The sequence below is a fragment of the Cohnella sp. AR92 genome, assembly GCF_003990975.1.
GTDB lineage: Bacteria > Bacillota > Bacilli > Paenibacillales > Paenibacillaceae > Cohnella.
Window position 1 is genome coordinate 60,872 of sequence record NZ_RZJR01000017.1, and the last position, 23,235, is coordinate 84,106.

The following is a 23,235-nucleotide window of genomic DNA, read 5'->3' on the forward strand; positions in this document are numbered from 1 at the left end:
CGATTACGCTCAAATCGTGCCTGCGTGCGCTTGAACCTCGCCGGCGTTCTTCGGTTGAGGAACGAGCCTGGCGCTTCCGACCGTCAAAGCGACGATTGCGCCGAAGGCCATGATGCAGAGCGACAGCACGAAGCCATGATTGATCGCTTTACCGATGGCGTCCTTTAGGAACGCGAGAAGCTCAGGCGGAAGTTTATCGGCAGCTCGAATGACGTTCTCCGGGTTCGCAAGAGTTGCCGATTGGTCTTGAGGAATATTGAACTTCTTGATGGCCTCGAGCGTAGAATCCTTCAAGTTGCCATTCACAATAACCGCCATGATCGAAGCGCCCATGATTCCGCCGATGTTGCGCCAGAAGCCGACGACGGAAGAGGATATACCGAGGTACTTCTTGTCGACGCTCATGGCGACGGCGCTTTGGGCTAAGCTCATGAGCGGACCGACGACGCCGGCTCCGAGCAGAATCATGATAGCGATCACTTGCCAGAACGGGGTCGCGGGCGACAGCGACATGAGCAGTATGGCGGCAACGATGCCCAGAAGCATATTAACGAACATGATGGATCGGAATTTGAACTTGGCACCGACAAAGCCCGAGATGATCGCTCCGGTAATGAGGGAAGCCATCATCGGAGTCAGAATGCCGTTCGAATTGGCTCTGCCCAATACCGTGACGGCATAGATCGGCAGATAGGTAATGGCGGAGAACATGATGACGCCTTGGCAGAAGCATAAGATGCTGGTTCCGAGCACGAGGCGGTTGCGGAAAATCGGCAGCGGGAGCATCGGTTCGGAAGCGCGGGATTCGACCATGAGGAATGAAGTTGTTCCAACGGCCGCGATCGCGAACAGGCCGATGATTTGCCAAGAACCCCAAGCAAAGTTCTTGCCTCCGAGCTCCAACGCGAGCATAAGCGAGACGGTGGAAGCGATAAGCAGCGCCGCGCCAGCGTAATCGATCTTCGGCTTACGCTCCGACCGCGATTCCTTCAGGGCGAAGAGGAGCACCAGCATCGACGCGATGCCGATCGGCAGATTCACATAAAAGCACCAGCGCCAGCCCAGGTTCTCCGAGATGAGCGTTCCAAGCTGGGGACCTGCAACCGATGATAGTCCGAACACGGCGCCCATAACGCCGGACAGCTTCGCGGCGTCCTTCGGATTAGCGAACAAGGTGAAGAGAATCGAGAATGAGATCGGGAAGACCGATCCGGAGCCGATACCTTGGATGACTCGGAAGAAAATCAGTTGCTCGATATTCCCCGCCATGCCGCACAACGCAGACCCGATCAAGAACAGCCCGATGCCGATTAGATAAAACTTTTTGCGTCCGAACAAGTCCGACAATTTGCCGAAAATGAGCATCGTGCTCGTCGCGGCGAGCATGTAGGCGGTGAATACCCACGAGATGTTATCGAAACCGCCGATGTCTCCGATGACCTTGTTGATGCATGCCGATACGATGGTGTTGTCCAGAGAGGCCATGAGCAGTCCCAGCGCCATAGCCACAATGATCAGAGCCGTTCTATTTTTGGCATCAGACATGATTAACTCTCCACTCCTTTGGAATAATCAAGTGATCTCTCTACTAAACTTGCCCATTCATCGATTGCTGAATCTTGGCGAGACCTTCCTCCAGAACTTTGATCTTTGCGGCATTCAGCTCGACTCCGACGTTCAGGCACAAATTCGAGCTGGACGAAATGCGCTCTCCCCATTCGGCCTTGAATTCCTGCAGAATCTGCTCGTTTCGCTTCAGCTTCCCGATCTCGCGGACAATCCAGCCGATCATTCGCTCCTGCTCGATGAACTCTCCGAAATACAAACGCACCATGAGGTCGGAACGATACAGATCCTCTTCCAGAGGAGATTGCAGGTATTCCTGGAATCGTTCCCGGCCAGCCTCGGTGATCGAATAGATGTTCTTGTTCGGCCGGCCTTCTTGGACAACGCTCTCCTTAACGATATACCCATGGCTCTCCAACTTGGCTAAGGTCGGGTAAATCGTCCCGAAGCTTGCATCGAAAAAGAAGCCGAGAGGGAATTCGAATTTGCCCTTGATCTCATACCCCGAGAGCGGCCGATGGTGCAGAAGACCTAGAATGACATCCTGGCTGTTGATGATAAGCTCCCCCTAATTTGCAAAGGTGGAATATTATACCTGTCGCTCATTATATCGGGGCGATATATATCGAGTCAATATGTATTTTTCCATTAAATACAAAAAACCCTCAACTCCTCTGCGTTTATTCCATTGGAATTGTTTTCGAATGTCTATCATTTAACACAATGGTCTATCCCCCATGACTCTGGGAAAACAGTGGAAATTTACATTGGAGAAGGGGCGAAAACAACATGACCTTCGAATCATCCCACAAACGTTCGTAGGAGGAAGAGAAAAATGTTGAGTTTGACTGCAAAGAAAAGGTGGTTCTCCGTTCTTACCCTGACCGTGGCTCTGTCGTCCGTTCTGGCCGCTTGCGGCAAGGACAACGAATCGGCTTCTTCCGTCAGCGGAGCTGTCGATTCCTCGTCCATCAAGGATATCGAATCGCAAGCGAAGGGAGAAGGCTCGGTCATCAGCGTCGGGATGCCGGACAGCTGGGCGAACTGGAAAGACACCTGGAACGATATTCAAACGAACTATGCGTTGAAGCATTCGGATACCGACATGTCGAGCGCCGAGGAGATCGCGAAGTTCGACGCCGAGAAGGACAAGCCGACCGCGGACATCGGGGACGTCGGCATCGCTTTCGGTCCGGTCGCCGTAGCCAAGGGAGTCACGCAGCCCTATAAGCCTTCACACTGGGAGGAGATTCCCGGTTGGGCGAAGGACGAGGACGGCCACTGGGTCGTCGGTTATCAAGGCACGATCGGGTTCCTGACTAATAAGAAGCTCGTCGAGAACCCGCCGAAGAGCTGGGAGGACCTGAAGAACGGCGATTACAAGATCATCGTCGGCGACGTCACGAAGGCGGCTCAAGCTCAAATGGCGGTTCTGGCGGCATCGATCGCGTTCGGCGGCGACGAGAACAACATCGAGCCGGGACTCGCGTTCTTCGAGGACCTTGCCCGGAAGGGACGCCTGTCCAATGCGGAAGCAACCGTAGCGAACATCGAGAAAGGCGAGGTTCCGGTTACGCTGCTGTGGGACTTCAATGCTCTGAACTATCGCGACCAGATCAACAAGGACCAATTCGAAGTCTCGATCCCGGAAGAAGGCAGCGTTGTCGGCGGCTATGCGACGATCATCAACAAGTACGCGCCGCATCCGAACGCGGCCAAGCTGACCCGCGAATACATCTTCAGCGACGAAGGGCAGATCAATCTGGCGAAGGGCTACGCGCGCCCGATCCGGGACAGCGTGAAACTGCCGGACGACGTGGCCGCCAAGCTGCTGCCTAAGGACGAGTACAAGAACGCGAAGCCGGTCGGCGACTACAAGGTGTGGGACGCCACGTCCAAGACGCTGCCGCAGGCTTGGCAGGACCGCGTTCTCGTACACATGAATTAATTAGACGGAATCGTAGCCAGGGACTGCCGCGGGCGTCTTCGTTCTTGGACGAAGGCGCCTGCTTCGCGCCTTGAAGGGATGTGTCCATATGAGAAACAAGAAGAATAGAATTCGGCTGCAAGACAGGCTTTGGGTTCTGGGCCTGCTTCCCTTCGCGATCATGGTGCTCTCGTTCCAATTGGCTCCCGTCTGGTCCATGCTGACGGGAAGCTTCCGGTCGGATATCGACTTCTCGCTGACCTGGCACAACTATTATACGGCTCTGCACAGTCCGTTCTATCGGAAAGCGATCGAGAACAGCCTGCTGATCTCTTCTTATTCCAGCCTGATCGGGATCGCCGTCGGCCTTGCGTGCGCGTATTCGGTGACGCGCTTCTCCCCGGCGATTCGAGACCGGCTGCTGATGCTGTCCAACATGACCTCGAATTTCGCGGGCGTTCCGTTAGCATTCGCTTATATTATCCTCCTCGGGTCGAACGGCATGTTCACCTTGCTGTTCAAGCAGTGGGGGTGGAACGCGTTCGCGGGCTTCGATCTCTACAGCTGGACCGGGTTGACCCTCGTTTACGTATACTTCCAGATTCCGTTGTCGCTTCTTCTGCTCTATCCGTCCTTCTACGGAATCCGAGAGCAGTGGAAGGAGGCGGCTTCTCTGCTCGGCGCTAACGCATGGCAATTCTGGCGCACCGTCGGAATGCCGATCCTTGCGCCCGCTATCTTCGGAACGCTTGGCATTCTGTTCGCCAACGCGATGGGAGCCTATGCGACCGCGTACGCGCTGGTCGGGGGCAATTATAATCTGCTGGCGATCCGGATCGGCTCCCTCGTCTCGGGGGATGTCGCCAATCAGCCGAATCTCGGCAGCGCGCTCGCGGTCTTGCTCGCTTGCACGACGCTGCTCGCGGTGGCGTTGAATCACGGCATGACGAAGCGTTCGGCGCGATATTTGACGGGAACCGCGAGAACGGCGGTTCCGTCGCGGAGAGAACGTCGGCGGGCGGCGCGCGGCGCCCTTGCGAATGCGAAGGAGGGGATGGGATGACCGAGCGTAACGGAGCGGGCTGGGGGCATCGCGCCCTTCAATCGATGCTTCTCGTGTACTTGCTGCTTCCGCTGGCAGCCACCGCCGTTTACGCGTTCGCGAGAGAATGGCAGAACACGCTCTTGCCCAAGTCCTGGACGCTGGATTGGTTCGGCAGCATGTTCCGGGATACGCGATTCCTCGAAGCGCTCTGGAATTCGCTTTATCTGTGCGCCATAAGCGTCGGACTAAGCTTAATCGTGATGATCCCGGCCGTGTTCGTCCTGACGGTCTATGCGCCGCGGCTCGAATCGCTGATGAAGGGCATCGTCGTCCTTCCGTACGCGGTGCCGGGAGTCGTCGCCGCCGTCGGGCTGATCCGCACGTATTCCTCCGGTCCGATCGACATCTCGGGCACGACATACCTGCTGATCGGAGCCTACTTCGTCGCCATTCTGCCTTATATGTATCAAGGAATCCGCAACAGCCTGCTGACCGTCTCGGCGCCGGAGCTCATGCAAGCGGCCGGACTGCTCGGAGCGGGACCGATCCGGGCGTTCTTGACGGTGGTGCTTCCGAACATCGCCCCGGGGATCGTGGTCTCGACTCTGCTGTCCTTCTCGGTTCTGTTCGGCGAGTTCGTGCTCACGAACATGCTGGTAGGAGCGCATATCCAGACGATCCAAGTGTACCTGTACCAGAGAGTCGGCGAGAGCGGCCATCTGGCCAGCGCGATCGCGATCGCTTACTTCGTCTTCATTCTGATTGTATCCATGGCATTGATGAAGCTGGGCCAGCGAAGGAGCGGGAGGGGAAAAGGATGAATTCGTATCTCGATCTGCAAGGCATCCGCAAAAATTACGGAACGACCGCGGTGCTCGACGACGTCTGCCTGCAAGCGGCGGAAGGGGAGCTCGTCACTCTGCTTGGCCCGTCCGGCTGCGGCAAAAGCACGCTGCTCCGATGCATCGCCGGATTGGCCGACCTGAACGGAGGCCGTATTCTATTGCAGGGGCGGGACCTCGAGAGGCTTGCGCCCCGGCAGAGGGAAGTCGGGATGGTGTTCCAATCGTATGCGTTGTTCCCGAATCTGACGGCCGGCGAGAACATCGAATACGGCCTTCGGATGCGCGGCGATTCCAAGCGGAGCCGCCAGAGGAGAACGGAGGAGCTGTTGGCGCTGGTCGACCTCGAGGAGAAGAGGGACGTCTATCCTCATCATCTCTCCGGCGGGCAGCAGCAGCGGATCGCGCTAGCCCGCTCTCTGGCCGTTCAGCCGAAGCTGCTGCTGCTCGACGAGCCGCTTAGCGCGCTGGATGCGCAAATTCGCAAGAATCTGCGCGCCGAGATCCGGAACATCCAGAAGCGCCTGAATATGACGACTTTGTTCGTGACGCATGACCAGGAGGAGGCGCTGACGATGTCGGACCGCGTCTGCATCATGAACAAGGGGCGTATCGTCCAAGCGGGAACGCCGGAAGAGATTTACGCGAAGCCGAGAACCGAATTCGCGGCTCGCTTCATGGGAAGCTACAACGTGCTGACCCGTCCGGAAGCGATGCGCTTGTTCGGGCGGCTCGAAGGCTCTTCGGATTCCTTCGCGCTCCGCCCGGAGTCGGTGAAGCTGATTCGTCCGGACGAGGAGGAGGGAGCGAGGGCGGGCGGCAAACGCATCGTGGAAGGAACCGTCGACTCGGTGTCCGTGCTCGGGACCATTCTTCGCTATACGGTCGATTCCGGCGGGGTCCGGCTGACGATCGACGTGCTGAACGACGGCAGAAGCATCGGAATCGGGGAACGGGGAAGCGTGCGCTTGGCTCTGGATCCTTCGCAACTGCTTCAATTGGAGCAGGAAGGCGCATAAACTTAAGCCAAAGCCTAAGTCGAACGACAGGGTAAACGCAAGCATCAATCCATTAGAGGAGGCTCGGCTGGATGAACGACCGAACGCGGAAGAAAGTCATTATGGTGGTGCTGGACGGCCTGCGATACGATTCGGCGCGACGTTATCTCGGCTATCTCGAGCATCTTGTCGAGCAAGGCGCGGCGACCTGCCATCAGGTCCGCTCGGAGCTTCCGAGCTTGTCGAGGCCGTTGTATGAAGTGCTTCTGACCGGAACTCCCGCCATGCGCAACGGCATCACGACCAATCCGATCGTTCGGCGCAGCCGGGAGGTCAGCCTCTTCGATCTGGCTTCGGACGCCGGCTTGACGACAGCCGCGGCGGCTTACCATTGGGTCAGCGAGCTTTATAACTCCGCTCCGTTCAACCCGTTGACCGACCGTCACCAATACGATACGAACCGTTCCATTCAGCATGGCATTTTCTACTATGAGGATTCCTACCCGGACAGCCATCTATTCGCGGATGCCGAGCATCTGAGGACGTCTTGCGATCCCGACTTTCTCTATATCCATTCCATGAACATCGATTATATCGGCCATCTGCACGGAGGAGAGAGCAAGGAATACGCCGGCACCGTTCGGATCGCCGACGGTTTGCTGGCCATGCTCGTTCCCCTCTGGCTGGAAGAGGAGTACCTGGTCGTCGTGACCTCGGATCACGGGATGAGCGCCGACGGCCAGCATGGGGGAACCGATCCGGAGGAGCGGAACGTTCCTTTCTATCTGCTGGCTTCGGCCAGTCAGGCGAGGATAGATTCGGAGACGACGGTCTCGATCCCTCAGCTGGAAGTGATGCCGATGGTGGCAAGGTGGCTGGGACTGGATCCGGACGGCGAGTAAGCTTGCAAATTTTGTATCATAAAAAAGATAGATTAAACAGTTGACTTCCGTTTAGGATCTGTGGTAAATTATATTTCGCTGACGTTGCGAATAACAACGACAACAGCGATACGCGGTCGTGGCGGAATTGGCAGACGCGCTGGATTCAGGTTCCAGTGGTAGCAATACCGTGGAGGTTCGAGTCCTCTCGACCGCACCACCTTAAAGAATCCGAGAGGCCTTCAGATGAAGGCCTCTTTTTTGGTTTACGCGGCTAATCCCCTGTCTACCGTCACCGGTCCGTCTCGCGAACCGTACCGATTCCGCCGGCAACGATGAATTTCGCTTCTGCAACTTCCTAAGAACGAGCAAATGCGATTATGTGGAAGAGAATGGGATATTGACCCCGCTTTATTGGGCTATTTGGTATTTGCAAGCGCTTTTATTGTCCGATATAATTTGAGCCAAGTTGAAGGCCCTGTTACCCGTAGAAAAGGGTACATCCTCGGTTACTTAATGTAACTTGGAGGATGTGCCCTTTTTTTGTTGCGTCCGGAAGCAACGGAAGACGGGGCGGACAGCGACGAATAGGTATCGAGAAGGAGAGGTCGGAACATGGTTAACACAAAGAGAACGGTTCAAGTTGCAAGCGCCATAATGGCGGCGTCGATCGCCCTCGCGGGATGCGGAGGCAACACGAATGGGAGCGGAAACTCAGACGGAACGGCCCCGGCGAACGGGAGCGCGTCTCAAGCCGTCTCCACCGAGCAGGCGGCCCCGTCCGGGGATGAGGGAGCGGACCTTCAACCGGAGCCGGGAGCGAAGCTTGTCGTATGGGAGGCGAATGAGCAGGTCGAGTACATGAAGGAGTTAGGGAAGGAGTTCGAGGCGAAGTACGGCGTGCCGGTAACGGTGGAAGTCGTGGCCGGAGGCGATCAGGGCACGAGATTGTCGACGGATGGACCGTCAAAGACGGCGGCCGACGTGCTGACGCTTCCTCACGATCAGATTGGCTTGGCGGCGAAAGCGGGCCTGCTGCTTCCGAATGACGTGTTCGAGGAGGAGACTCGCGCGGACTCGGCCGAAGCGGCGTTGAACGCCTCCAGCTACGATGGCGTGCTTTACGGCTACCCGAAGTCCATCGAGACGTATGCGTTATTTTATAACAAAGATTTATTCCCAGAGCCTCCGAAAACATGGGACGAGATCTTGAAGTTCGGAGAGACCTATACGGATGCGAAGCAGAAGAAGTACGCGATCATGTGGGAATTCGTCGGTTATTATTCCTACCCGTTCATCGGCGGCTACGGCGGCTACGTGTTCGGGAAAGACGACCAAGATATCGGCCTGAACAAAGGGGATACGGCTAAGGGCTTCGAATTCCTTCGATCCTTGAAGAAGATTCTGCCGATGAACGCGGGAGACATTACGTACGACGTCAAGACGGAGCTATTCAAGGAAGGCAAGCTCGCGTTAAATATCGACGGTCCGTGGTCCGTGTCCGCTTTCAAGGGTTCGGTCAATTTCGGAGTCGCTCCGCTTCCCAAGCTTCCGAACGGCAAGGATTCGATATCCTTCTCCGGCGTCAAGTCCTACTACGTCAATTCTTACACGAATTATCCGCAGGCGGCTCGGCTGTTCGCGCATTTCGCGAGCACGAAGGAGAACCAGCTGAAGAACTATCAGATGACCGGAGCGATCCCCGCGAGCAAAGAAGCCGGAGAGGATCCATTGATCGCGAACGATCCGATCACGAGCGGCTTCTACCAACAGTTCGAGCATTCCGTTCCGATGCCCGCTAACTCCGGAATGGACCTGGCATGGGATGCCATGAAGGCGACGTTTATCGCCCTTTGGGACGATTCTAGCCTCGATATCCAGTCCACACTGGACAAAATGGTGAAGTCCATTCAGGACGGCATTAGTTCACGAGGCTAACGCGTAATGCCCTAGTCCGCGCTATCCGCCGCGGGCTAGGGTTCACTGCTCGATTTACTAGGAAAAGAGGGCTATGGTACGAATGAGGAAGCCTGTAGGGGCGGCTATTCTGTCCGCCATTATGTTCGGGTTGGGGCAGTTGAGCAATCGCCAGTGGACCAAAGGAATCGTATTCGCGGCATTCGGGGCGATCGGCATTTATGGCTTGATATTCGAGCTCTTCGATCACTTGATCGGCTTGATAACGCTAGGAACCAATCCGACCGGGTTCGTCAAGGTCGGCAAGCTGACGAAGATGGTGGAAGGCGACCACTCCATCTTCATGATGATCAATGGGCTGGTTGCGGTTATCGCGGCGCTTCTGTTCGTCTTCTACTACGTACTGAACATTAGGGACGCTTATCTCGTGGCGAAGGCGCGGGAGGCGGGCGAAGATGTTCGGAATTTCCGGCAATCGCTCTCCTCGCTGGGGCAGAAGAACTTCGCGTATATCATCCTTCTGCCGGCTTTCCTTACGATCTCTTTCTTGACGGTGCTGCCGCTTGTCTTCTCGATCCTGATCGCCTTCACGAATTACGCGGATCCGATCCTGCCGCCGGCGAGACTGGTTGATTGGGTCGGCTTCGATAACTTCTCGAAGATGCTGAGCCTCAAGCAATGGAGCCATACGTTCGGCGGCGTTCTGCAGTGGACGTTGATCTGGGCCGTGATTGCGACGACGACGACCTACATCGGAGGCGTGCTGGTCGCGGTTCTGATTCACCAGCCGCGAGTCCGGTTCAAGAAGTTCTGGCGTACGGCGCTTATTATTCCGTTTGCGATTCCGAATATGATCTCGCTTCTGGTCATGCGGAATATGTTCAATAACCAATTCGGTCCGATTAACGATTACCTGAGAAGAATCGGTCTTGGAGGCTTGCCGTGGTTGACCGATCCGTTCTGGGCGAAGACCACCGTTATCCTGGTCAACATGTGGATCGGAATACCGATCACGATGATTCTCGCCTTCGGGGTGCTTACTACGATACCGAAGGATCTATACGAGGCGGCGGATACGGACGGAGCAAGCTCGTACCACAGGCTGCGATACATTACGATGCCGATGGTGCTCTTCTCGACCGCTCCGATTCTCATCATGCAATTCGCAGGCAACATCAACAACTTCAACGTCATCTATCTTCTGACGAATGGAGAACCGGTCAATATCAATTACCAATTCGCCGGCCATACGGACTTGCTCGTCACCTGGTTGTATAAGCTGGCGCTCAATCAATCGCAGTTCAGCTTCGCTTCCGTGATCGGAATCTTTATTTTCCTCATCGTGGGGTCTATCTCCATCTGGAGCTACACGCGAACGAGATCGTACCGGGAGGAGGACATGATTCAATGAGAACACGCTCAGATAACGGAAAGCTGCTTCTGACTTACGCGGTCCTGATTGTCCTGACTTTCCTGAGCCTGTACCCGGCGCTGTGGATCATCCTTTCTTCGATTAAGGAAGGCAATAGCCTATATAGCGACACGCTGATCCCCAGCAAGATGACCTTCGACCATTACCGCGACCTGTTCGAGCGAACGATGTATCCGCGTTGGTTCTTGAATACTCTAAAGGTAGCGGTGTGCTCAACGATCCTGGGGACATTTATGCTGCTCCTGTCTTCCTACGCAATCTCGCGGTTCCGATTCGCCGGACGCAAGACGACGCTTAAGGTATTCCTTGTGCTCCAGATGTTTCCGGGCTTCATGGCCATGATCGCCATCTTCGTCATGCTGAATGCAATCGGATTGTTGGATTCGCATTGGGCGCTTATTCTCGTATACAGCTCCGGCTCCATCATCTCGAACGTCTTCGTGGCGAAGGGATTCTTCGATACGATTCCGAGAAGCTTGGAGGACGCTGCAAGAATCGACGGTGCCAGCCACCTGAACGTGTTCGTCTCCGTGATCGTCCCTTTATCCACGCCGATGTTGACTTATGCCAGCCTTATGATCTTTAACGGAGCGTTCGTCGACTTCATCTTCGCCGACCTGATCCTAAGAACGGAGGAGCAGCGTACGCTCGCCGTCGGCTTGTACAAGATGGTCAGCCAGCGCAACTCGACGGAGTTCACTACCTTCGCGGCGGGGGCCGTTCTCGTCGCCATTCCCGTCACGCTCTTGTTCCTGTTCCTTCAGAGATATCTTGTGGAAGGCTTGACGGCAGGAGCGTCGAAGGGGTGAGAAAGCCCGTCACGATCCGTCAGGTCGCGAGACGGGCCAGAGTCGCGATGTCCACGGTGTCGCGGGTCATTGCGGGAAAAGCGAAGGTGAGAGAGGAAACGAAAAGGCGAGTGTTTAAAGCGATAGAGGAGCTGAATTATCACCCCAACTCCGCCGCGCAAAGTCTCGTCAGCGGAGCGAGCCGCAAGCTGGGCGTCATGCTGTCCCGCGCATCGGGGTACGGGTATCCTGATACGATGACGCTGGAGCTGCTGCGGGGAATCGGCTCAAGAGCGAGTCGCTCCCATTATGATCTGTTGCTGGCGAGCGGAGAAACCATACTCGAGGAGCTGTCCTCGTTGGAACGCCTTATTCAGGGGAATCGAGTGGAAGGGGTCGTACTCTTCGGTTCGGAAGACGACGAACGGCTGTTGGATCGTCTCGAGGCATCGAATTTCCCGTTTGTAAGGATCGGAAGACGGGAGTTCCGCGCCGATATTTGGTCGGTCGATACGGACAATCGCGCCGCGAGCAGGGACGTCGTTCGCCATCTATTGTCGCTCGGCCATTCCCGAATCGGCTTTGCCCTCGGACCTTCCGGATTGACGGCTTCTTGGGACCGGCTTGAAGGCTATGAACGGGCATTGAGGGAAGCGGGGGTCGTTCCCGCGAAGGCATGGCTGCTCGAGAGCGAAGCATTGATGAGAAGCGCGCATCGCTCGCTCTCTCTTTTCTTAGGTCAGCCGAATCCGCCGACGGCGCTCGTCCTCGGGGACGATCGTATAGGTGTCGGCGTGTTGCGAATCCTCGCCGAATGGAGAGTACCCGTTCCGGAGCAGCTCGCATTGGTGGCATTCAACAACAGCGCGATAGCCGAATGGACGACTCCGTCGCTCACGAGCATGGACATCGGCATCGATCGAATCGGTTCCGAGGCGGTCGATCTTCTTCTGCGACATCTTCAAGAAGAGGAGCCCGAGTCCCGGATGGTGATCGTTCCCCACCGCTTGGTAGCCAGGGAATCGACGTTGGGCATCAAGAAACCTAAGGATATCTTAGTATATTAGAAGTCTTTATCTTTCACGCCGCATAAGAAGAACAACGAAGCGGGATGCCGAAGACAGATCGCCCTGTCCTTAGGCATCCCGCTGCCGTTATGCAGCTTCGCGAGCCGGAGTCGTCCCGATCTTTATCTTCTGCCTCTCCGACGAATGCCGCGAGTTTCTGCCATTTCGTCGCAGAACACGTCTTTGGAGGAACAAGTGTAGACGTGGTGAGGAACCGGTACGCAGTGGTGGCGGCGAACGACCTCTACGTGGTGCACGACTTGAACGACCTGAGGATGATAGATGTCTTCATATACGACTTGTGGCGGATCGTATACCGTCTTGGTAGGGCATTGCGGACAAGAAGACAAATCAGCCAACTCCTTTCCTGGGATGTGCTTTATTATACGGGCAAGGCGAATGCTCTGCTTGTTTAAACGCCTACTGGCACCTGTCCATGTCAGAAACGGGCAAATGTCGGGGGAAATGGCGAAGCTGCGGGCTAATGTACGGGGAAAATGGGGGGTTCGCCCAGAAAGCGGGCATAGCAAAAGGAGCCCCATTCGCCCGCAGGCCGATAGAGGCTCCCTTCCAATTCTATTCGACGAATTGAATCGAGTTGTTCTCCAGCGAAGCGACCCGGGCCAGGGATTCGACCCGGTAGCCGGCATCCAGCAGGGTCTGGCGTCCGGTCTGGAAGGACTTCTCGATAACGATTCCGATTCCGGCCACTTGGGCTCCCGCTTGCTTCACGATTCTGGCGAGGGCAAGCGCGGCTTGGCCGTTGGCCAGGAAGTCGTCGATAATGAGAACGCGGTCGTCCGGGCTCAGGAACGGCTTGGATACCGTGATCTCATTCTCCTCCTGCTTGGTGAAAGAATAAGCCTTCTCTGTATAGAGATCATCGCGCAGGGTCAGCGATTTGCGCTTGCGTGCGAAGATAAGATCGACCTCGAGCCGCAGCGCCGCGAAGACGGCGGGGGCGATGCCGGAGGATTCGATCGTGAGGACCTTGGTAATGCCGTCATTCGCGAACAGACCGGCGAAGGTGTCGCCGATGGCGGACATGAGGGCGGGATCCACGCGATGGTTGAGGAAGGAATCCACCTTCAGCACTTGGCTGCCGAGGACGACTCCGTCTTGAAGGATTTTACGTTTAAGAGCTTCGATGACACATATCTCCTTTGCACAGCTGAATATCGTCTTCCATTATACATCAGGTATCGAGGCGAATTGCTGTTTTTTTTGCTTCCGTATCGGACGCTGCATATTTTCTCCCGAACTCTGACACACTTTAGACGGTACGTCTAACCGGAGGGCAAGGAGGAATACATAGGTTGAGAGCAAACCAGAGCAGGTTCGGTTATAAGCTGGCGTTATGGGCGCTTATCCTGATGGCGGCGGCATCGGGCAAAGCTTCGGCGCAGTCCGGCGATTCCGTCCATTCCGAGAGCGGCACTTCCGTCCGCCAGATAGCGGTCGTCATCGACGATTTGGGCAACAACATGAAAGGAACGGCGCAGATGCTCGATCTTCCGATCAAGCTGACCGTCGCGGTTATGCCTTTTCTTCCGACAACCCGCAAGGACGCGGAAGCCGCCTTCCAGAAAGGGCATGACGTGATTGTCCATCTGCCGATGGAGCCCGTTAGAGGAAAGCCAAGTTGGCTGGGGCCGAACGCGATCCTGACTACGCTGTCGGACGAGGAGATCCGCAAAAGAGTGGAGATGGCGATCCAAGACGTTCCGCACGCGGTCGGCATGAACAATCATATGGGCTCCAAAGCGACCGCGGACGAGAGAGTCATGAGAATCGTCCTGCAGGTGTGCAAGGAGAAGGGGCTGTTCTTCCTGGACAGCCGAACCTCCTACAAATCGGTCATTCCGAAAGTAGCGGCGGAGGTCGGCATTCCGCTGCTGCGCAACGATGTGTTCCTCGACGACGTATACTCGACGCAGCACGTCTCCAAGCAGCTTCGGGTCGTTCGGGAGCACGTGGACAAGCATGAGAGGTGCATCACGATCGGTCATGTCGGGCCAGGGGGCTTGATCACTTCGGGAACGCTGCGATCGGCTATTCCCGAGCTTGAGCGGACTAGCCGCTTCGTCAGGCTGACGCAGCTGCTGCCGCCGCTTCCCGCTCAGAGGTAGAACGAAAACGAACAAAGGGCTATGCGGATTCCGGTCTGCATAGCCCTTTATTCGATTCATCAGGACGGTGATACACATAGATAAGCCATGATCCCGTCGGCAATCGCCAAGGCGACTCGGGATTGCCCGCGAGGCGAGGTGAGCATCTCCCGGTCCCGAGCGTCGCTGAGGAAGGCAGTCTCGACAATGACGCTCGGGACTTTCACGCGATTGAGAACGTAGTATTTATTGCTTGGGATGGAGAGCCTTCTGGAGTGCTGCTGCCGATTCAAGCCGTCTTGAATGAAGGAGCCGAGCAGAGCGCTGCGGCCCTCGTCCTGATGGATGACGATGGGGCCTCGGTTGCTTCGCCTCTTCGACCAGTTCACATGAATGCTGACGAACAGCTCCGGGTGGATCACATCGCTCAATCCTTTCCGTTGGGAGAGATCCCGATTGTGCCGGGAAGCGCTATGCCAGCGATTGTCGTCGCTTAGCGCATAATCTCCCGTTCGGTTAAGCACGGCTTCAACGCCTCGGCTCTTAAGGACGATGTACAGCTTGCGGGAGATGGCCAGATTAATATCCTTCTCCAAGATGTCGCCCCAGTGGGTACCGGAATCGATGCCGCCGTGTCCCGCGTCGATCAGAACTTCCGCATGAGGCATCGTGTAACGGTGGGGAGACAGGGGCTGATTGCTCGGAACCGACTCCGGCGGCGAAGCCCATCCTCCGAGCAGCGCCGCTCCCGCGATGCCCAGAACGGTCAGCCATCCGATTCTGCGCATGCCGCAGCGGTTGATTATCATTTTATCATTCCTTTCCTTAACGGAAGCTTACCCTCACGAATACCCCAATCACTCCTCTATCGTGGCTCGGATCGGGCATTCTCATACGGGGCATGAGGGATCGGAAACGCCGTTTAGATCTCCTTTAAGCGGGGCATGCTAAGAAAAAGCGAAGGAGGGGTGCGAAGTGGCAAACGAAGGTTCGGACCTAGTGAAGGAAGTCGTTCAGCGCGTCGCCACGTATTTATCGACTCCCGAGGAGGAGAAGGAGCCGGAACGGGAACGCAAAAGAAGCCGCAGGCTTCCCTGGTATACCCAGATGTTCGGGATGCTGCCCATGGGGATGCATCTCTGGTGGCTGCATCGCCGCAGAAACAAGCCGCACGCTCCCGGTTCGTGAACCGAGCGCCTGCGGCTTTCTTTATTTTTTGCTTGATTAAATCTTCATATTGATGTTAGATAAACAATATTTAATAAGTTTAAGAGAAATAACGAGGTGGAGAGATTATGGGAAGCTGTGCGGATGTTCTGATCGTTATCGATTTACAAAATGGCGTATGCCACAACAACGAGCACTTGTTCGAATTAGAAAAACTGCTTACTCGAGTAAATGAAAGAATCTCGTTGTATAGGAAGTCGCATAAACCGATTGTATTCGTTCAGCATTGCGATGAGGACTTAGTGCCCGGAGAGGAAGCATGGGCTATTCATGCGAAACTGGACGTTCAAAAACAAGATTTATTGGTCAATAAAGTACATGCAAATTCCTTCTACAGAACCAACTTAAAAGAAATATTAGATCAAATGAATATACGGAGTATCGAATTCTGCGGTGCCCAAACGGAATACTGCATGGATGCTACTATTAAATTCGCGCATGGGTTGGGTTACCAAAACCATATGGTAAGAAACGCAACCTCAACCTTAAATAACTCCATTATGTCTGCAGAAGAAACGATTGAATTTTATGAGAAGATGTGGAGCCATCGATATTTAGAGTTCATAAATGAACGCATATCCTAATCCCTATTCGACCGGAGAAGGTATCATAGCCTTTATTTATAGAATAAGCCAAGCTGGACAAGCTGGGTGAGCGGTATAAAACGAGTACCGTTCATGTCCAGAGCGGCGTCGATTCGGCCGCCGGACCACTGGAGGTAACCGACCACGGGAAGGGCATAAAGCATCTTGTCGCCGAAAGGCTCGGAAACATAGCGAAGCTGTTGCTTCGAGGCTAGGCGGTCGGAGAAGGCCGACTCGTCGGAAGCGTCGAAGGGCTGTTCTTTGAGCAGCCAGGGCAGCCGCTCGTAAGGATCGAAAGCCGCGTTCAATATGATTCGCTTCGCGTCTCCGCTAGCTTGATTATTAGAGGTGCGGGATAAGCTTCTCATAGCGGAAGAATCCTGCTCCAGCAAGCTCCATGCGGTTTGGTCAAGCGGCAGGAGTTCTCCGCTCTTGGCGTCGAGCCAATACGTCATCTTGTCGATGGTTACTTCCCACACGGCGGCGAACGGATGGGCGTAATGTTTGACGGTACGATAAGACGAATCCGTCATCGAGCCGATCAGCCCGTTGTCGAGCAGCGAACGCTTGAGGGTCGCTTCGTCGAACAGAGGCTGGCTGCCTAGCCCGTATTCGCCGAGCTGATACGTTTGTTTGTCTCCGGCATAAGCGACGAGGTAGCCGATCGGCTGCTTCTTGGAGTCGTGCAACGTAATCAGCCAGCCGTGCGTGCCGGGTCCAAGCGCTTGGATCTGCAGCTTCGCGTTCTTCCAGCCTTGGAAAGCCTCTTGTTCCGATAGGGCTTTCACCCAGCTCTTCGCTTGCTTCATCAGAGCCTCATGCGCAGCCGCGGAGGCAGGAGGAGCGGCCGACTGCCCGGCCGATCGAGTCGAAGCCTGCGCAAGACTCGGACCCGCCAGCACGACAGCGAACAGAATAAGAAGAAAAGCCGCCGCAAACGGTTTTTTGTTCAAGGGATGCATGATCGATCACCTCCATCGGCAGTTCGTTCTTGCGCGTTGCTCTGCCGATCTCTGCATTATAATGGACAGGCCTTGCCGAATCTGTTAGAACCTGTCGGGATCCGGCTAGGGTCAAGGAACTATTTTTATGAACCTTCCTTTATTCAATGCCCGGCAAGTGGAAAATCCCGCAGTTGATCACCGATAGAGTGACGCGAGGACGATACTGCCAATCGATCTCATGGGCGCGCTGCTCGTAGCGAGCGGTGATCGCTTCCCTCTGTTCATTCGTCGCGGACCGTTCGATCATCGGCTTGTAGTATTGATCGACTCGCTCCAGCTCGTCCAGCCTGCGTTCCTCGGCTTCCTCCGCCCAGCGGAAGTCGCTCTGCTTGATCTTCCGTTCCAGCGCGCTCTCCAATTGGCTCATCGCCTTGCGAAGGGACAGTCCGTTGCGAAGCAGATGAACGTTGGAAGGAAGGCGCGGTGTCAGGCGCGTCTCCCGAAGCCGGGCGAGGAACCGTTCCTCGATGACGCCGGTCGCCAGAGAGATGCCGACGCCATAGAGCTCTTCCCGCTTCATGTCGCACTCGTAGCCGACCTTGAAGTTCGCTCCCAGCCAAGCGGTATAAGGCTGAGAGCTTAACGGATTGCCGGGGCCTCGCGTCGGCTCGGCGAACAAGGTAACGCAGCGTCCCGCTTGCTTGATCGAGTCGAATAGCTGCGCCAGCCGCCTCGATCCGAAGTAGACGTCGTCCTGAATGACCCGAACCCCATTATGCTGCAGCGGCGCGGCTTGCGGGCCTGGAACCGCCGGATTCGGTTGGAACAAATCCGCGTGGGTCGAAGCCGCTCCCGCGGAAGGCTCCTCCTCCCCAGGAGCGTGGAAGTTCCAGCGGTAGGTCATCGTCTCCGGCTCCGAGCCGGTGCGATCGACGAAGCTCCAATAATAAGGCCTTCCCGTCAAGGCGCGATCGGCTTCCGGCGACAGCTTCACGGTGACATGATTCGGGCTTTTCTCGATGATGTGACACTGCGTCGCCTGAAGGTAGGAGAGGGCGAACTTCTGCGCTTGTTTGGCGTTCATGGCTTACGCTCCCTTTGAAGCTGATTCTTCGCGTCGAGGAGAGAATCCCCGAGCCCGTCGATTTTCTCGCGAAGGTCCGCGGAGCTGCTGGACTCCAGCACCATTCTCGCCAGTTTGCGTTCCAGCGTCTCCTCCTTCTCCATCCGTTCCACGATCTCGTCCAAGTCCCCGATTACCATCTCAAACATATTGATTTTCTCATGGAGCAGATGTACGATATGTTCTTCGATGGTCCCGTACGTGCACAGATTAAAGATTCTAACGTCCTCGGTCTGGCCGAGCCGATGGACTCTTCCGATCCGCTGCTCGACGCGCATCGGGTTCCATGGCAGGTCGAAGTTGATGATATGGTGGCAGAATTGAAGGTTGATTCCTTCGCCTCCGGCTTCGGTGGCGACCATCACCTGGGCGCGGCGCCGGAACAGGTCCATCATCCAATCCTTCTTGCCCCGGTTCATGCCGCCCCGATAAGGGACGGCCGCCATGTCGTGCTCCTTGAGGTAGCGGATCAGGTAGTCCTGAGTGGCCCGATACTCCGTAAATACGATTACCTTATCGTCGAGACTCCGAATCAGCTCCATCGTTTTCTCGGCCTTGGTATTGGCTCGAATATTGCGGATCAGCTCCACCAGCTCCCAGATACGGGAATGAAGCGGGGAGCCTTCGGGGACTTTCTTGGACAGATTGATCAACGTTAGAAAAACAGCGTCGCGGCTCGAGCAAACCTCGCGTTGGAGGGTGACGAGAGAGAGCATGCTGGCCATGTCGCCGGACTCCGTGCGGGAATGCTGCCGGACGTATTGGGTGACCCCGTCGTACAGCGCCATTTCCTCGGGAGAGAGATGGAGCGGGACGTTCGTGACGGAGCGCTTCGTGAACTCCAGCTGGCCGTCGCTTCGGCGGTTGCGGATCATGACCTGGCCGAGCGCGGCTTGAAGCCGGTCCTCGTTCTTGGCGGTGCGCCGCCCCTCGACGAAGTTGCTGGCGAAGTCGCCTTCGCCGCCAAGCTGGCCGGGCTTGAGCAGCGTGATCAGGTTATAGAGCTCGTTCAGATCGTTCTGCACGGGAGTAGCGGTCAGGAGCAGGCAATACTTCTTGCGCAGATCGCCGGCGAATTGATAGTTGCCGGTCCGCTTGTTCTTGAGCTTATGAGCCTCGTCGATAATGAGCATGTCGTACTCGCCCTCGAGCAGGAACGTCCGGTGGGGCTCTCGCTTCGCCGTGTCCATGGAGGCGACGACGATGTCGTTCGTCCAGTGGTATTCCTTCTTCTGGGCGATCGCCGGGATGCCGAACTTGGCGTTCAGCTCGCGAACCCACTGCAGAACGAGGGAGGCGGGCACGAGAATCAGGGCACGCTTGACGAGTCCCCGAACGAGGTATTCTTTAAGGATCAGTCCGGCTTCGATGGTCTTGCCGAGACCGACTTCGTCTGCTAGAATGGCGCGTCCCCGCATCTCGTGAAGCACGCGGCGGGCCGTATCGAGCTGATGGGGAAGCGGCGTCAGCTGGGGAAGCGCGCGCAGCGACTGAAGCTCGTGGAAGTCGTCGATGCGGCAGGCTTCTTCGGCCTCCCAAGCCATCTGGTACAGGCCCCAATCGTCCCAGGGACCGTTGCGTTCGATCCGTCTCTCGAGCTCTTCGAACGAGCTTCGGTCCACATAGAGATCGACGAGCGAATTGAGCTTGCGGGCAGGCTGCGCCGGCCGGGAAGGGGGAGCGATCTCGGCCGGAGCGCCGCCCGGGGCTTCGGGGGCCATCCCGCCGGGCGAGAGATCGGTTGGGTTCTGAAGAGGATCGTTGATCAACTTGGTTAGCCTCCTAGCTCTGACTTGGAGCGAGCGCCGTGACGCCTGCGGCGGAATAACCATTAGTATGAACCAAGGACCGCCATTCAAAACAAATCAAGCGACGAAAAAGAGAGATTGCGCGAGGAAGAACGAGCGCGTTCGACCTCGTCCGGCATCTTTCGAGCGAGTAGGACTATTGTTCGGTGGCTTCGCCATATGTGGTGTAGTATAATGGTTATCGCACACAATATATTGAGTATTTTACATACATTATCTTTGTTGCTGCGAGACTGGGGAACGTTGCAGGAAAGCCAATAAGAGAGGGTGTACCGGATTGAAGACGACGGTGGAGACGAAGCGGTTGGAAGGGTTAAGCGAGAAAATATTCCTGGACCGGTATGCTTGGAAGAACGCGGAATCCGCTCAAGCGAAGGTAGGGGATGTCGTTCTTGTCCTGACGAAGGACGACCCGAAATTCCCGGCGAAGGAAGTCGGCGAAGTAATCGCCCGCGACGGGCGCATCGCGACGGTTCGCACGAGAAGCGGGGAAGTCGTGCAGTCCGATGTGGAGAAGCTGACGCTGACGATCGAGAAGACTCCGGAAGAGATGTGGGATCGCCTGGCCGGAGCGATGGCATCGGTCGAAGCGCCGGAGAAGCAGAACGAGTGGAGAGAGAAGTTCCGCTGGGTACTTGACGATTGGAAGCTCGTTCCCGGCGGACGCATCGCGGCCGGCGCGGGCGCCAGCGACGAGCTGACGCTGTTCAACTGCTACGTTATTCCATCTCCACGCGACAGCCGCGGCGGCATCATGGAGACGCTCACCGAGATGACGGAGATCATGGCCCGCGGCGGCGGCGTCGGCATCAATCTGTCCTCGCTGCGTCCTCGTCGCGCGGTCGTCAAGGGAGTGAACGGTTCCTCCAGCGGCGCGGTCTCCTGGGGCGGCCTGTTCAGCTATACGACCGGATTGATCGAGCAAGGCGGAAGCCGTCGCGGCGCGCTGATGCTGATGATGAACGATTGGCATCCGGACGTCGTCGACTTCATCACCGTCAAGCAGACGATGGGCCAAGTGACGAACGCGAACCTGTCCGTCTGCGTGAGCAACGGCTTCATGAAGGCGGTCAAGGAAGACCTCGACTGGGAATTGGTATTCCCGGACACGAAGGATCCCGAGTACGACGAGCTGTGGGACGGAGACCTGGACAAGTGGAAGAAGGCCGGCAAGGCCGTTATCCCTTATCGCACGGTACGGGCTCGCGAAGTATGGAACACGATCATCGAATCGGCTTGGAAGTCGGCCGAGCCGGGCGTCGTCTTCATGGAATACTACAACCAGATGTCCAACAGCTGGTACTTCAACCCGATCATCTGCACGAATCCTTGCGGCGAGCAAGGCCTGCCGGGCTGGGGCGTCTGCAACCTGTCGGCGATCAACCTGTCCAAGTTCTACGACGCCGAGAAGCACGACGTCGCTTGGGAAGAGCTGGCGAAGGTCGTTCGTTACTCGACGCGTTTCCTCGATAACGTCATCGACAAGACGCCTTATCACTTCCCGGAGAACGAAGCGAACCAGAAGAAGGAGCGCCGCGTCGGTCTCGGCACGATGGGGCTCGCCGAGTTGATGATTCGCCTGGAGGTTCGTTACGGCAGCCCGGAAAGCCTCGAGTTCCTAGACAAGCTGTATGGGTTCATGGCTCGCGAAGCGTACCTCGCTTCGACCGAGATCGCGGCAGAGAAGGGCTCGTTCGAAGCATTCGATGCGGAACCGTTCCTGCAAAGCGGCTTCATGAAGAACATGCACGAGGTTTATCCGGAAGTAACGGAATCGGTTCGCAAGAACGGCATGCGGAACGTGACGGTCATTACCCAGGCTCCTACGGGATCGACGGGTACGATGGTAGGCACGTCCACGGGCATCGAGCCGTACTTCGCGTTCGAATACTTCCGCCAGAGCCGCCTCGGCTTCGACAAGCAGCTCGTGCCGATCGCCCAAGAATGGAAGGACGCCCATCCGGGCGAAGAGCTTCCGGAATGGTTCGTCACCGCGATGGACCTGTCCGCGAAGGATCATATCCGCGCGCAAGCGGCGATCCAGCGCTGGGTCGACAGCTCGATCTCCAAGACGGCGAACTGCCCGGCCGACTTCACGGTCGAAGAGACGGCCGAGCTCTATGAGCTCGCGTTCGAGCTCGGCTGCAAGGGCGTCACGATCTACCGCGACGGCAGCCGCGACGTTCAGGTTCTGAGCACGGCTAAGGACGAGAAGAAGGAAGAAGCTGCTGCGGTTACCGCCTCGGCTTCGGCTACCAAGGAGTCGGCTCCGGCTGCGGAATCGGCACCGGAAACTGCCACGATCGGCTCGCTTGCGGAATCTCTTCCGGTTACGGCTACCCCGAAGCAGATCGGCGAGTTCGACAAGCAGTACAAGAAGCGTCCGAAGGTGCTGCGCGGCGCAACTTACAAGTTCAACACGCCGTTCGGCATGGCTTATATCACCGTGAACGACATCGACGGCACGCCGGGAGAGATCTTCCTCAACGTCGGCAAGGCCGGCTCCGACGTGTTCGCGATGGCGGAAGCGCTCGGCCGCGTCTGCTCGCTGTTCCTCCGGTACGGCGACCACGGCAACAAGGTGCAGCTGCTCGTGAAGCATCTTAAGGGCATCGGCGGCTCCGGCGCCGTCGGCTTCGGTCCGAACCGCGTCGAGTCGATCGCGGATGCCGTCGCCAAGGCTCTCGAGCTGCACGCCGATATGCTCGCCGAAGAAGAGCAATCGGCCGCCAGCGAAGCGCCGATCGCCGCAGCCTCGACGGCGTTCAACGTGCTGAACGATCACGATCATGGCTCTCATGGCGGATCCGGTTCCATGCAGCCGTATACGTCCAAGGACTTCTGCCCTTCCTGCGGCTCGGCATCCCTGCTGAACGTGGAAGGCTGCAAGACCTGCGCGAACTGCGGATATAGCAAGTGCTCGTAAGATAAGCTTAAGACAGGAAGCCCCCCGAACGTATTCGTTCGGGGGCTTCCTG

21 protein-coding genes and 1 tRNA gene are annotated in these 23,235 nt (G+C 56.7%); 14 read left to right on the forward strand and 8 right to left on the reverse strand.

The annotated features are described in order from the left end of the window. Positions 1-9 precede the first annotated feature (9 nt). On the reverse strand, positions 10-1,545 hold the full coding sequence (locus tag ELR57_RS23920; RefSeq protein WP_126961750.1) for a DHA2 family efflux MFS transporter permease subunit: 1,536 nt from the start codon (positions 1,543-1,545) through the stop codon (positions 10-12). A 43-nt stretch (positions 1,546-1,588) separates the two neighbouring features. Further along, positions 1,589-2,125: a PadR family transcriptional regulator gene (locus tag ELR57_RS23925; protein WP_370452339.1), complete on the reverse strand. Its 537-nt coding sequence runs from the start codon at positions 2,123-2,125 to the stop codon at positions 1,589-1,591. Between the two features lie 276 nt (positions 2,126-2,401). On the opposite strand from ELR57_RS23925, the gene ELR57_RS23930 reads away from it, so the two are divergent. The 10 genes from ELR57_RS23930 (at position 2,402) to ELR57_RS23975 (ending at position 12,463) form a co-directional block, all read left to right on the forward strand. Next, positions 2,402-3,514: an ABC transporter substrate-binding protein gene (locus ELR57_RS23930; protein WP_126961754.1), complete on the forward strand. Its 1,113-nt coding sequence runs from the start codon at positions 2,402-2,404 to the stop codon at positions 3,512-3,514. Between the two features lie 88 nt (positions 3,515-3,602). Then, positions 3,603-4,556 carry an ABC transporter permease gene (locus ELR57_RS23935; protein ID WP_370452337.1) on the forward strand — a complete coding sequence of 318 codons (954 nt, stop codon included), beginning with the start codon at positions 3,603-3,605 and terminating at the stop codon, positions 4,554-4,556. Further along, complete coding sequence (locus tag ELR57_RS23940) at positions 4,553-5,359, forward strand: ABC transporter permease (RefSeq protein WP_126961756.1); 807 nt, start codon at positions 4,553-4,555, stop codon at positions 5,357-5,359. The genes ELR57_RS23935 and ELR57_RS23940 overlap by 4 nt, the downstream gene beginning before the upstream one ends. Next, positions 5,356-6,399: an ABC transporter ATP-binding protein gene (locus tag ELR57_RS23945; protein WP_126961758.1), complete on the forward strand. Its 1,044-nt coding sequence runs from the start codon at positions 5,356-5,358 to the stop codon at positions 6,397-6,399. Before ELR57_RS23940 ends, ELR57_RS23945 begins: the two co-directional genes overlap by 4 nt. A gap of 71 nt (positions 6,400-6,470) precedes the next feature. After that, on the forward strand, positions 6,471-7,280 hold the full coding sequence (locus ELR57_RS23950) for an alkaline phosphatase family protein (protein ID WP_126961760.1): 810 nt from the start codon (positions 6,471-6,473) through the stop codon (positions 7,278-7,280). Positions 7,281-7,392: 112 nt separating this feature from the next. Next, positions 7,393-7,479: transfer RNA gene (locus ELR57_RS23955), tRNA-Leu, on the forward strand. A 395-nt stretch (positions 7,480-7,874) separates the two neighbouring features. After that, positions 7,875-9,197, forward strand: coding sequence for a sugar ABC transporter substrate-binding protein (locus ELR57_RS23960; protein WP_126961762.1), 1,323 nt, complete (start codon positions 7,875-7,877; stop codon positions 9,195-9,197). A gap of 82 nt (positions 9,198-9,279) precedes the next feature. Beyond that, a complete protein-coding gene (locus tag ELR57_RS23965; protein WP_126961764.1) occupies positions 9,280-10,587 on the forward strand; it encodes a carbohydrate ABC transporter permease in 1,308 nt (435 codons plus the stop codon). Then, positions 10,584-11,417 (forward strand): sugar ABC transporter permease, encoded by an 834-nt coding sequence (locus ELR57_RS23970; protein WP_126961766.1) that lies wholly within the window; start codon positions 10,584-10,586, stop codon positions 11,415-11,417. The genes ELR57_RS23965 and ELR57_RS23970 overlap by 4 nt, the downstream gene beginning before the upstream one ends. Beyond that, positions 11,414-12,463, forward strand: coding sequence for a LacI family DNA-binding transcriptional regulator (locus tag ELR57_RS23975; protein WP_126961768.1), 1,050 nt, complete (start codon positions 11,414-11,416; stop codon positions 12,461-12,463). The genes ELR57_RS23970 and ELR57_RS23975 overlap by 4 nt, the downstream gene beginning before the upstream one ends. A 122-nt stretch (positions 12,464-12,585) precedes the next feature. Here the strand turns inward: ELR57_RS23975 and ELR57_RS23980 are convergent, their stop codons facing one another. Then, positions 12,586-12,813, reverse strand: a complete 228-nt coding sequence (locus tag ELR57_RS23980; protein ID WP_238162669.1) for a hypothetical protein — start codon at positions 12,811-12,813, stop codon at positions 12,586-12,588. A gap of 226 nt (positions 12,814-13,039) precedes the next feature. Then, entirely contained in the window at positions 13,040-13,612 is a 573-nt protein-coding gene (locus ELR57_RS23985; RefSeq protein WP_126961772.1) for a xanthine phosphoribosyltransferase, read from the reverse strand. A 167-nt stretch (positions 13,613-13,779) separates the two neighbouring features. On the opposite strand from ELR57_RS23985, the gene ELR57_RS23990 reads away from it, so the two are divergent. Continuing rightward, positions 13,780-14,592, forward strand: coding sequence for a divergent polysaccharide deacetylase family protein (locus tag ELR57_RS23990; RefSeq protein WP_238162670.1), 813 nt, complete (start codon positions 13,780-13,782; stop codon positions 14,590-14,592). A 59-nt stretch (positions 14,593-14,651) separates the two neighbouring features. On the opposite strand, the gene ELR57_RS23995 is transcribed toward ELR57_RS23990, so the two are convergent. Next, positions 14,652-15,380: an N-acetylmuramoyl-L-alanine amidase family protein gene (locus ELR57_RS23995; RefSeq protein WP_238162671.1), complete on the reverse strand. Its 729-nt coding sequence runs from the start codon at positions 15,378-15,380 to the stop codon at positions 14,652-14,654. A gap of 166 nt (positions 15,381-15,546) precedes the next feature. Here ELR57_RS23995 and ELR57_RS24000 point away from each other — a divergent pair, with 166 nt between their 5' ends. Together ELR57_RS24000 and ELR57_RS24005 are read left to right on the forward strand one after the other, a co-directional pair. Next, entirely contained in the window at positions 15,547-15,759 is a 213-nt protein-coding gene (locus ELR57_RS24000) for a YqzE family protein (protein WP_126961774.1), read from the forward strand. A 107-nt stretch (positions 15,760-15,866) separates the two neighbouring features. After that, positions 15,867-16,382, forward strand: a complete 516-nt coding sequence (locus tag ELR57_RS24005) for a cysteine hydrolase family protein (protein ID WP_126961776.1) — start codon at positions 15,867-15,869, stop codon at positions 16,380-16,382. A gap of 32 nt (positions 16,383-16,414) precedes the next feature. Here ELR57_RS24005 and ELR57_RS24010 read toward each other — a convergent pair whose 3' ends face one another. The 3 genes from ELR57_RS24010 to ELR57_RS24020 form a co-directional block, all read right to left on the reverse strand. Continuing rightward, a complete protein-coding gene (locus ELR57_RS24010) occupies positions 16,415-17,344 on the reverse strand; it encodes a hypothetical protein (protein WP_126961778.1) in 930 nt (309 codons plus the stop codon). A gap of 139 nt (positions 17,345-17,483) precedes the next feature. Further along, a complete protein-coding gene (locus ELR57_RS24015; RefSeq protein WP_126961780.1) occupies positions 17,484-18,410 on the reverse strand; it encodes a YqhG family protein in 927 nt (308 codons plus the stop codon). Then, positions 18,407-20,170 (reverse strand): DEAD/DEAH box helicase, encoded by a 1,764-nt coding sequence (locus tag ELR57_RS24020; protein WP_126961847.1) that lies wholly within the window; start codon positions 20,168-20,170, stop codon positions 18,407-18,409. Before ELR57_RS24020 ends, ELR57_RS24015 begins: the two co-directional genes overlap by 4 nt. Positions 20,171-20,534: 364 nt before the next feature. Here ELR57_RS24020 and ELR57_RS24025 point away from each other — a divergent pair, with 364 nt between their 5' ends. Beyond that, entirely contained in the window at positions 20,535-23,183 is a 2,649-nt protein-coding gene (locus ELR57_RS24025; RefSeq protein ID WP_126961782.1) for an adenosylcobalamin-dependent ribonucleoside-diphosphate reductase, read from the forward strand. The last annotated feature ends 52 nt before the right edge of the window (positions 23,184-23,235 follow it).

Coding starts and splice junctions, on each gene's coding strand:
- ELR57_RS23920 (WP_126961750.1), bottom strand. CDS start 1,545: ATGTCTGATGCCAAAAATAGAACGGCTCTGATCATTGTGGCTATGGCG.
- ELR57_RS23930 (WP_126961754.1), top strand. CDS start 2,402: ATGTTGAGTTTGACTGCAAAGAAAAGGTGGTTCTCCGTTCTTACCCTG.
- ELR57_RS23935 (WP_370452337.1), top strand. CDS start 3,603: ATGAGAAACAAGAAGAATAGAATTCGGCTGCAAGACAGGCTTTGGGTT.
- ELR57_RS23940 (WP_126961756.1), top strand. CDS start 4,553: ATGACCGAGCGTAACGGAGCGGGCTGGGGGCATCGCGCCCTTCAATCG.
- ELR57_RS23945 (WP_126961758.1), top strand. CDS start 5,356: ATGAATTCGTATCTCGATCTGCAAGGCATCCGCAAAAATTACGGAACG.
- ELR57_RS23950 (WP_126961760.1), top strand. CDS start 6,471: ATGAACGACCGAACGCGGAAGAAAGTCATTATGGTGGTGCTGGACGGC.
- ELR57_RS23960 (WP_126961762.1), top strand. CDS start 7,875: ATGGTTAACACAAAGAGAACGGTTCAAGTTGCAAGCGCCATAATGGCG.
- ELR57_RS23965 (WP_126961764.1), top strand. CDS start 9,280: ATGAGGAAGCCTGTAGGGGCGGCTATTCTGTCCGCCATTATGTTCGGG.
- ELR57_RS23970 (WP_126961766.1), top strand. CDS start 10,584: ATGAGAACACGCTCAGATAACGGAAAGCTGCTTCTGACTTACGCGGTC.
- ELR57_RS23995 (WP_238162671.1), bottom strand. CDS start 15,380: ATGATAATCAACCGCTGCGGCATGCGCAGAATCGGATGGCTGACCGTT.
- ELR57_RS24005 (WP_126961776.1), top strand. CDS start 15,867: ATGGGAAGCTGTGCGGATGTTCTGATCGTTATCGATTTACAAAATGGC.
- ELR57_RS24010 (WP_126961778.1), bottom strand. CDS start 17,344: ATGCATCCCTTGAACAAAAAACCGTTTGCGGCGGCTTTTCTTCTTATT.
- ELR57_RS24015 (WP_126961780.1), bottom strand. CDS start 18,410: ATGAACGCCAAACAAGCGCAGAAGTTCGCCCTCTCCTACCTTCAGGCG.
- ELR57_RS24020 (WP_126961847.1), bottom strand. CDS start 20,170: ATGGCCCCCGAAGCCCCGGGCGGCGCTCCGGCCGAGATCGCTCCCCCT.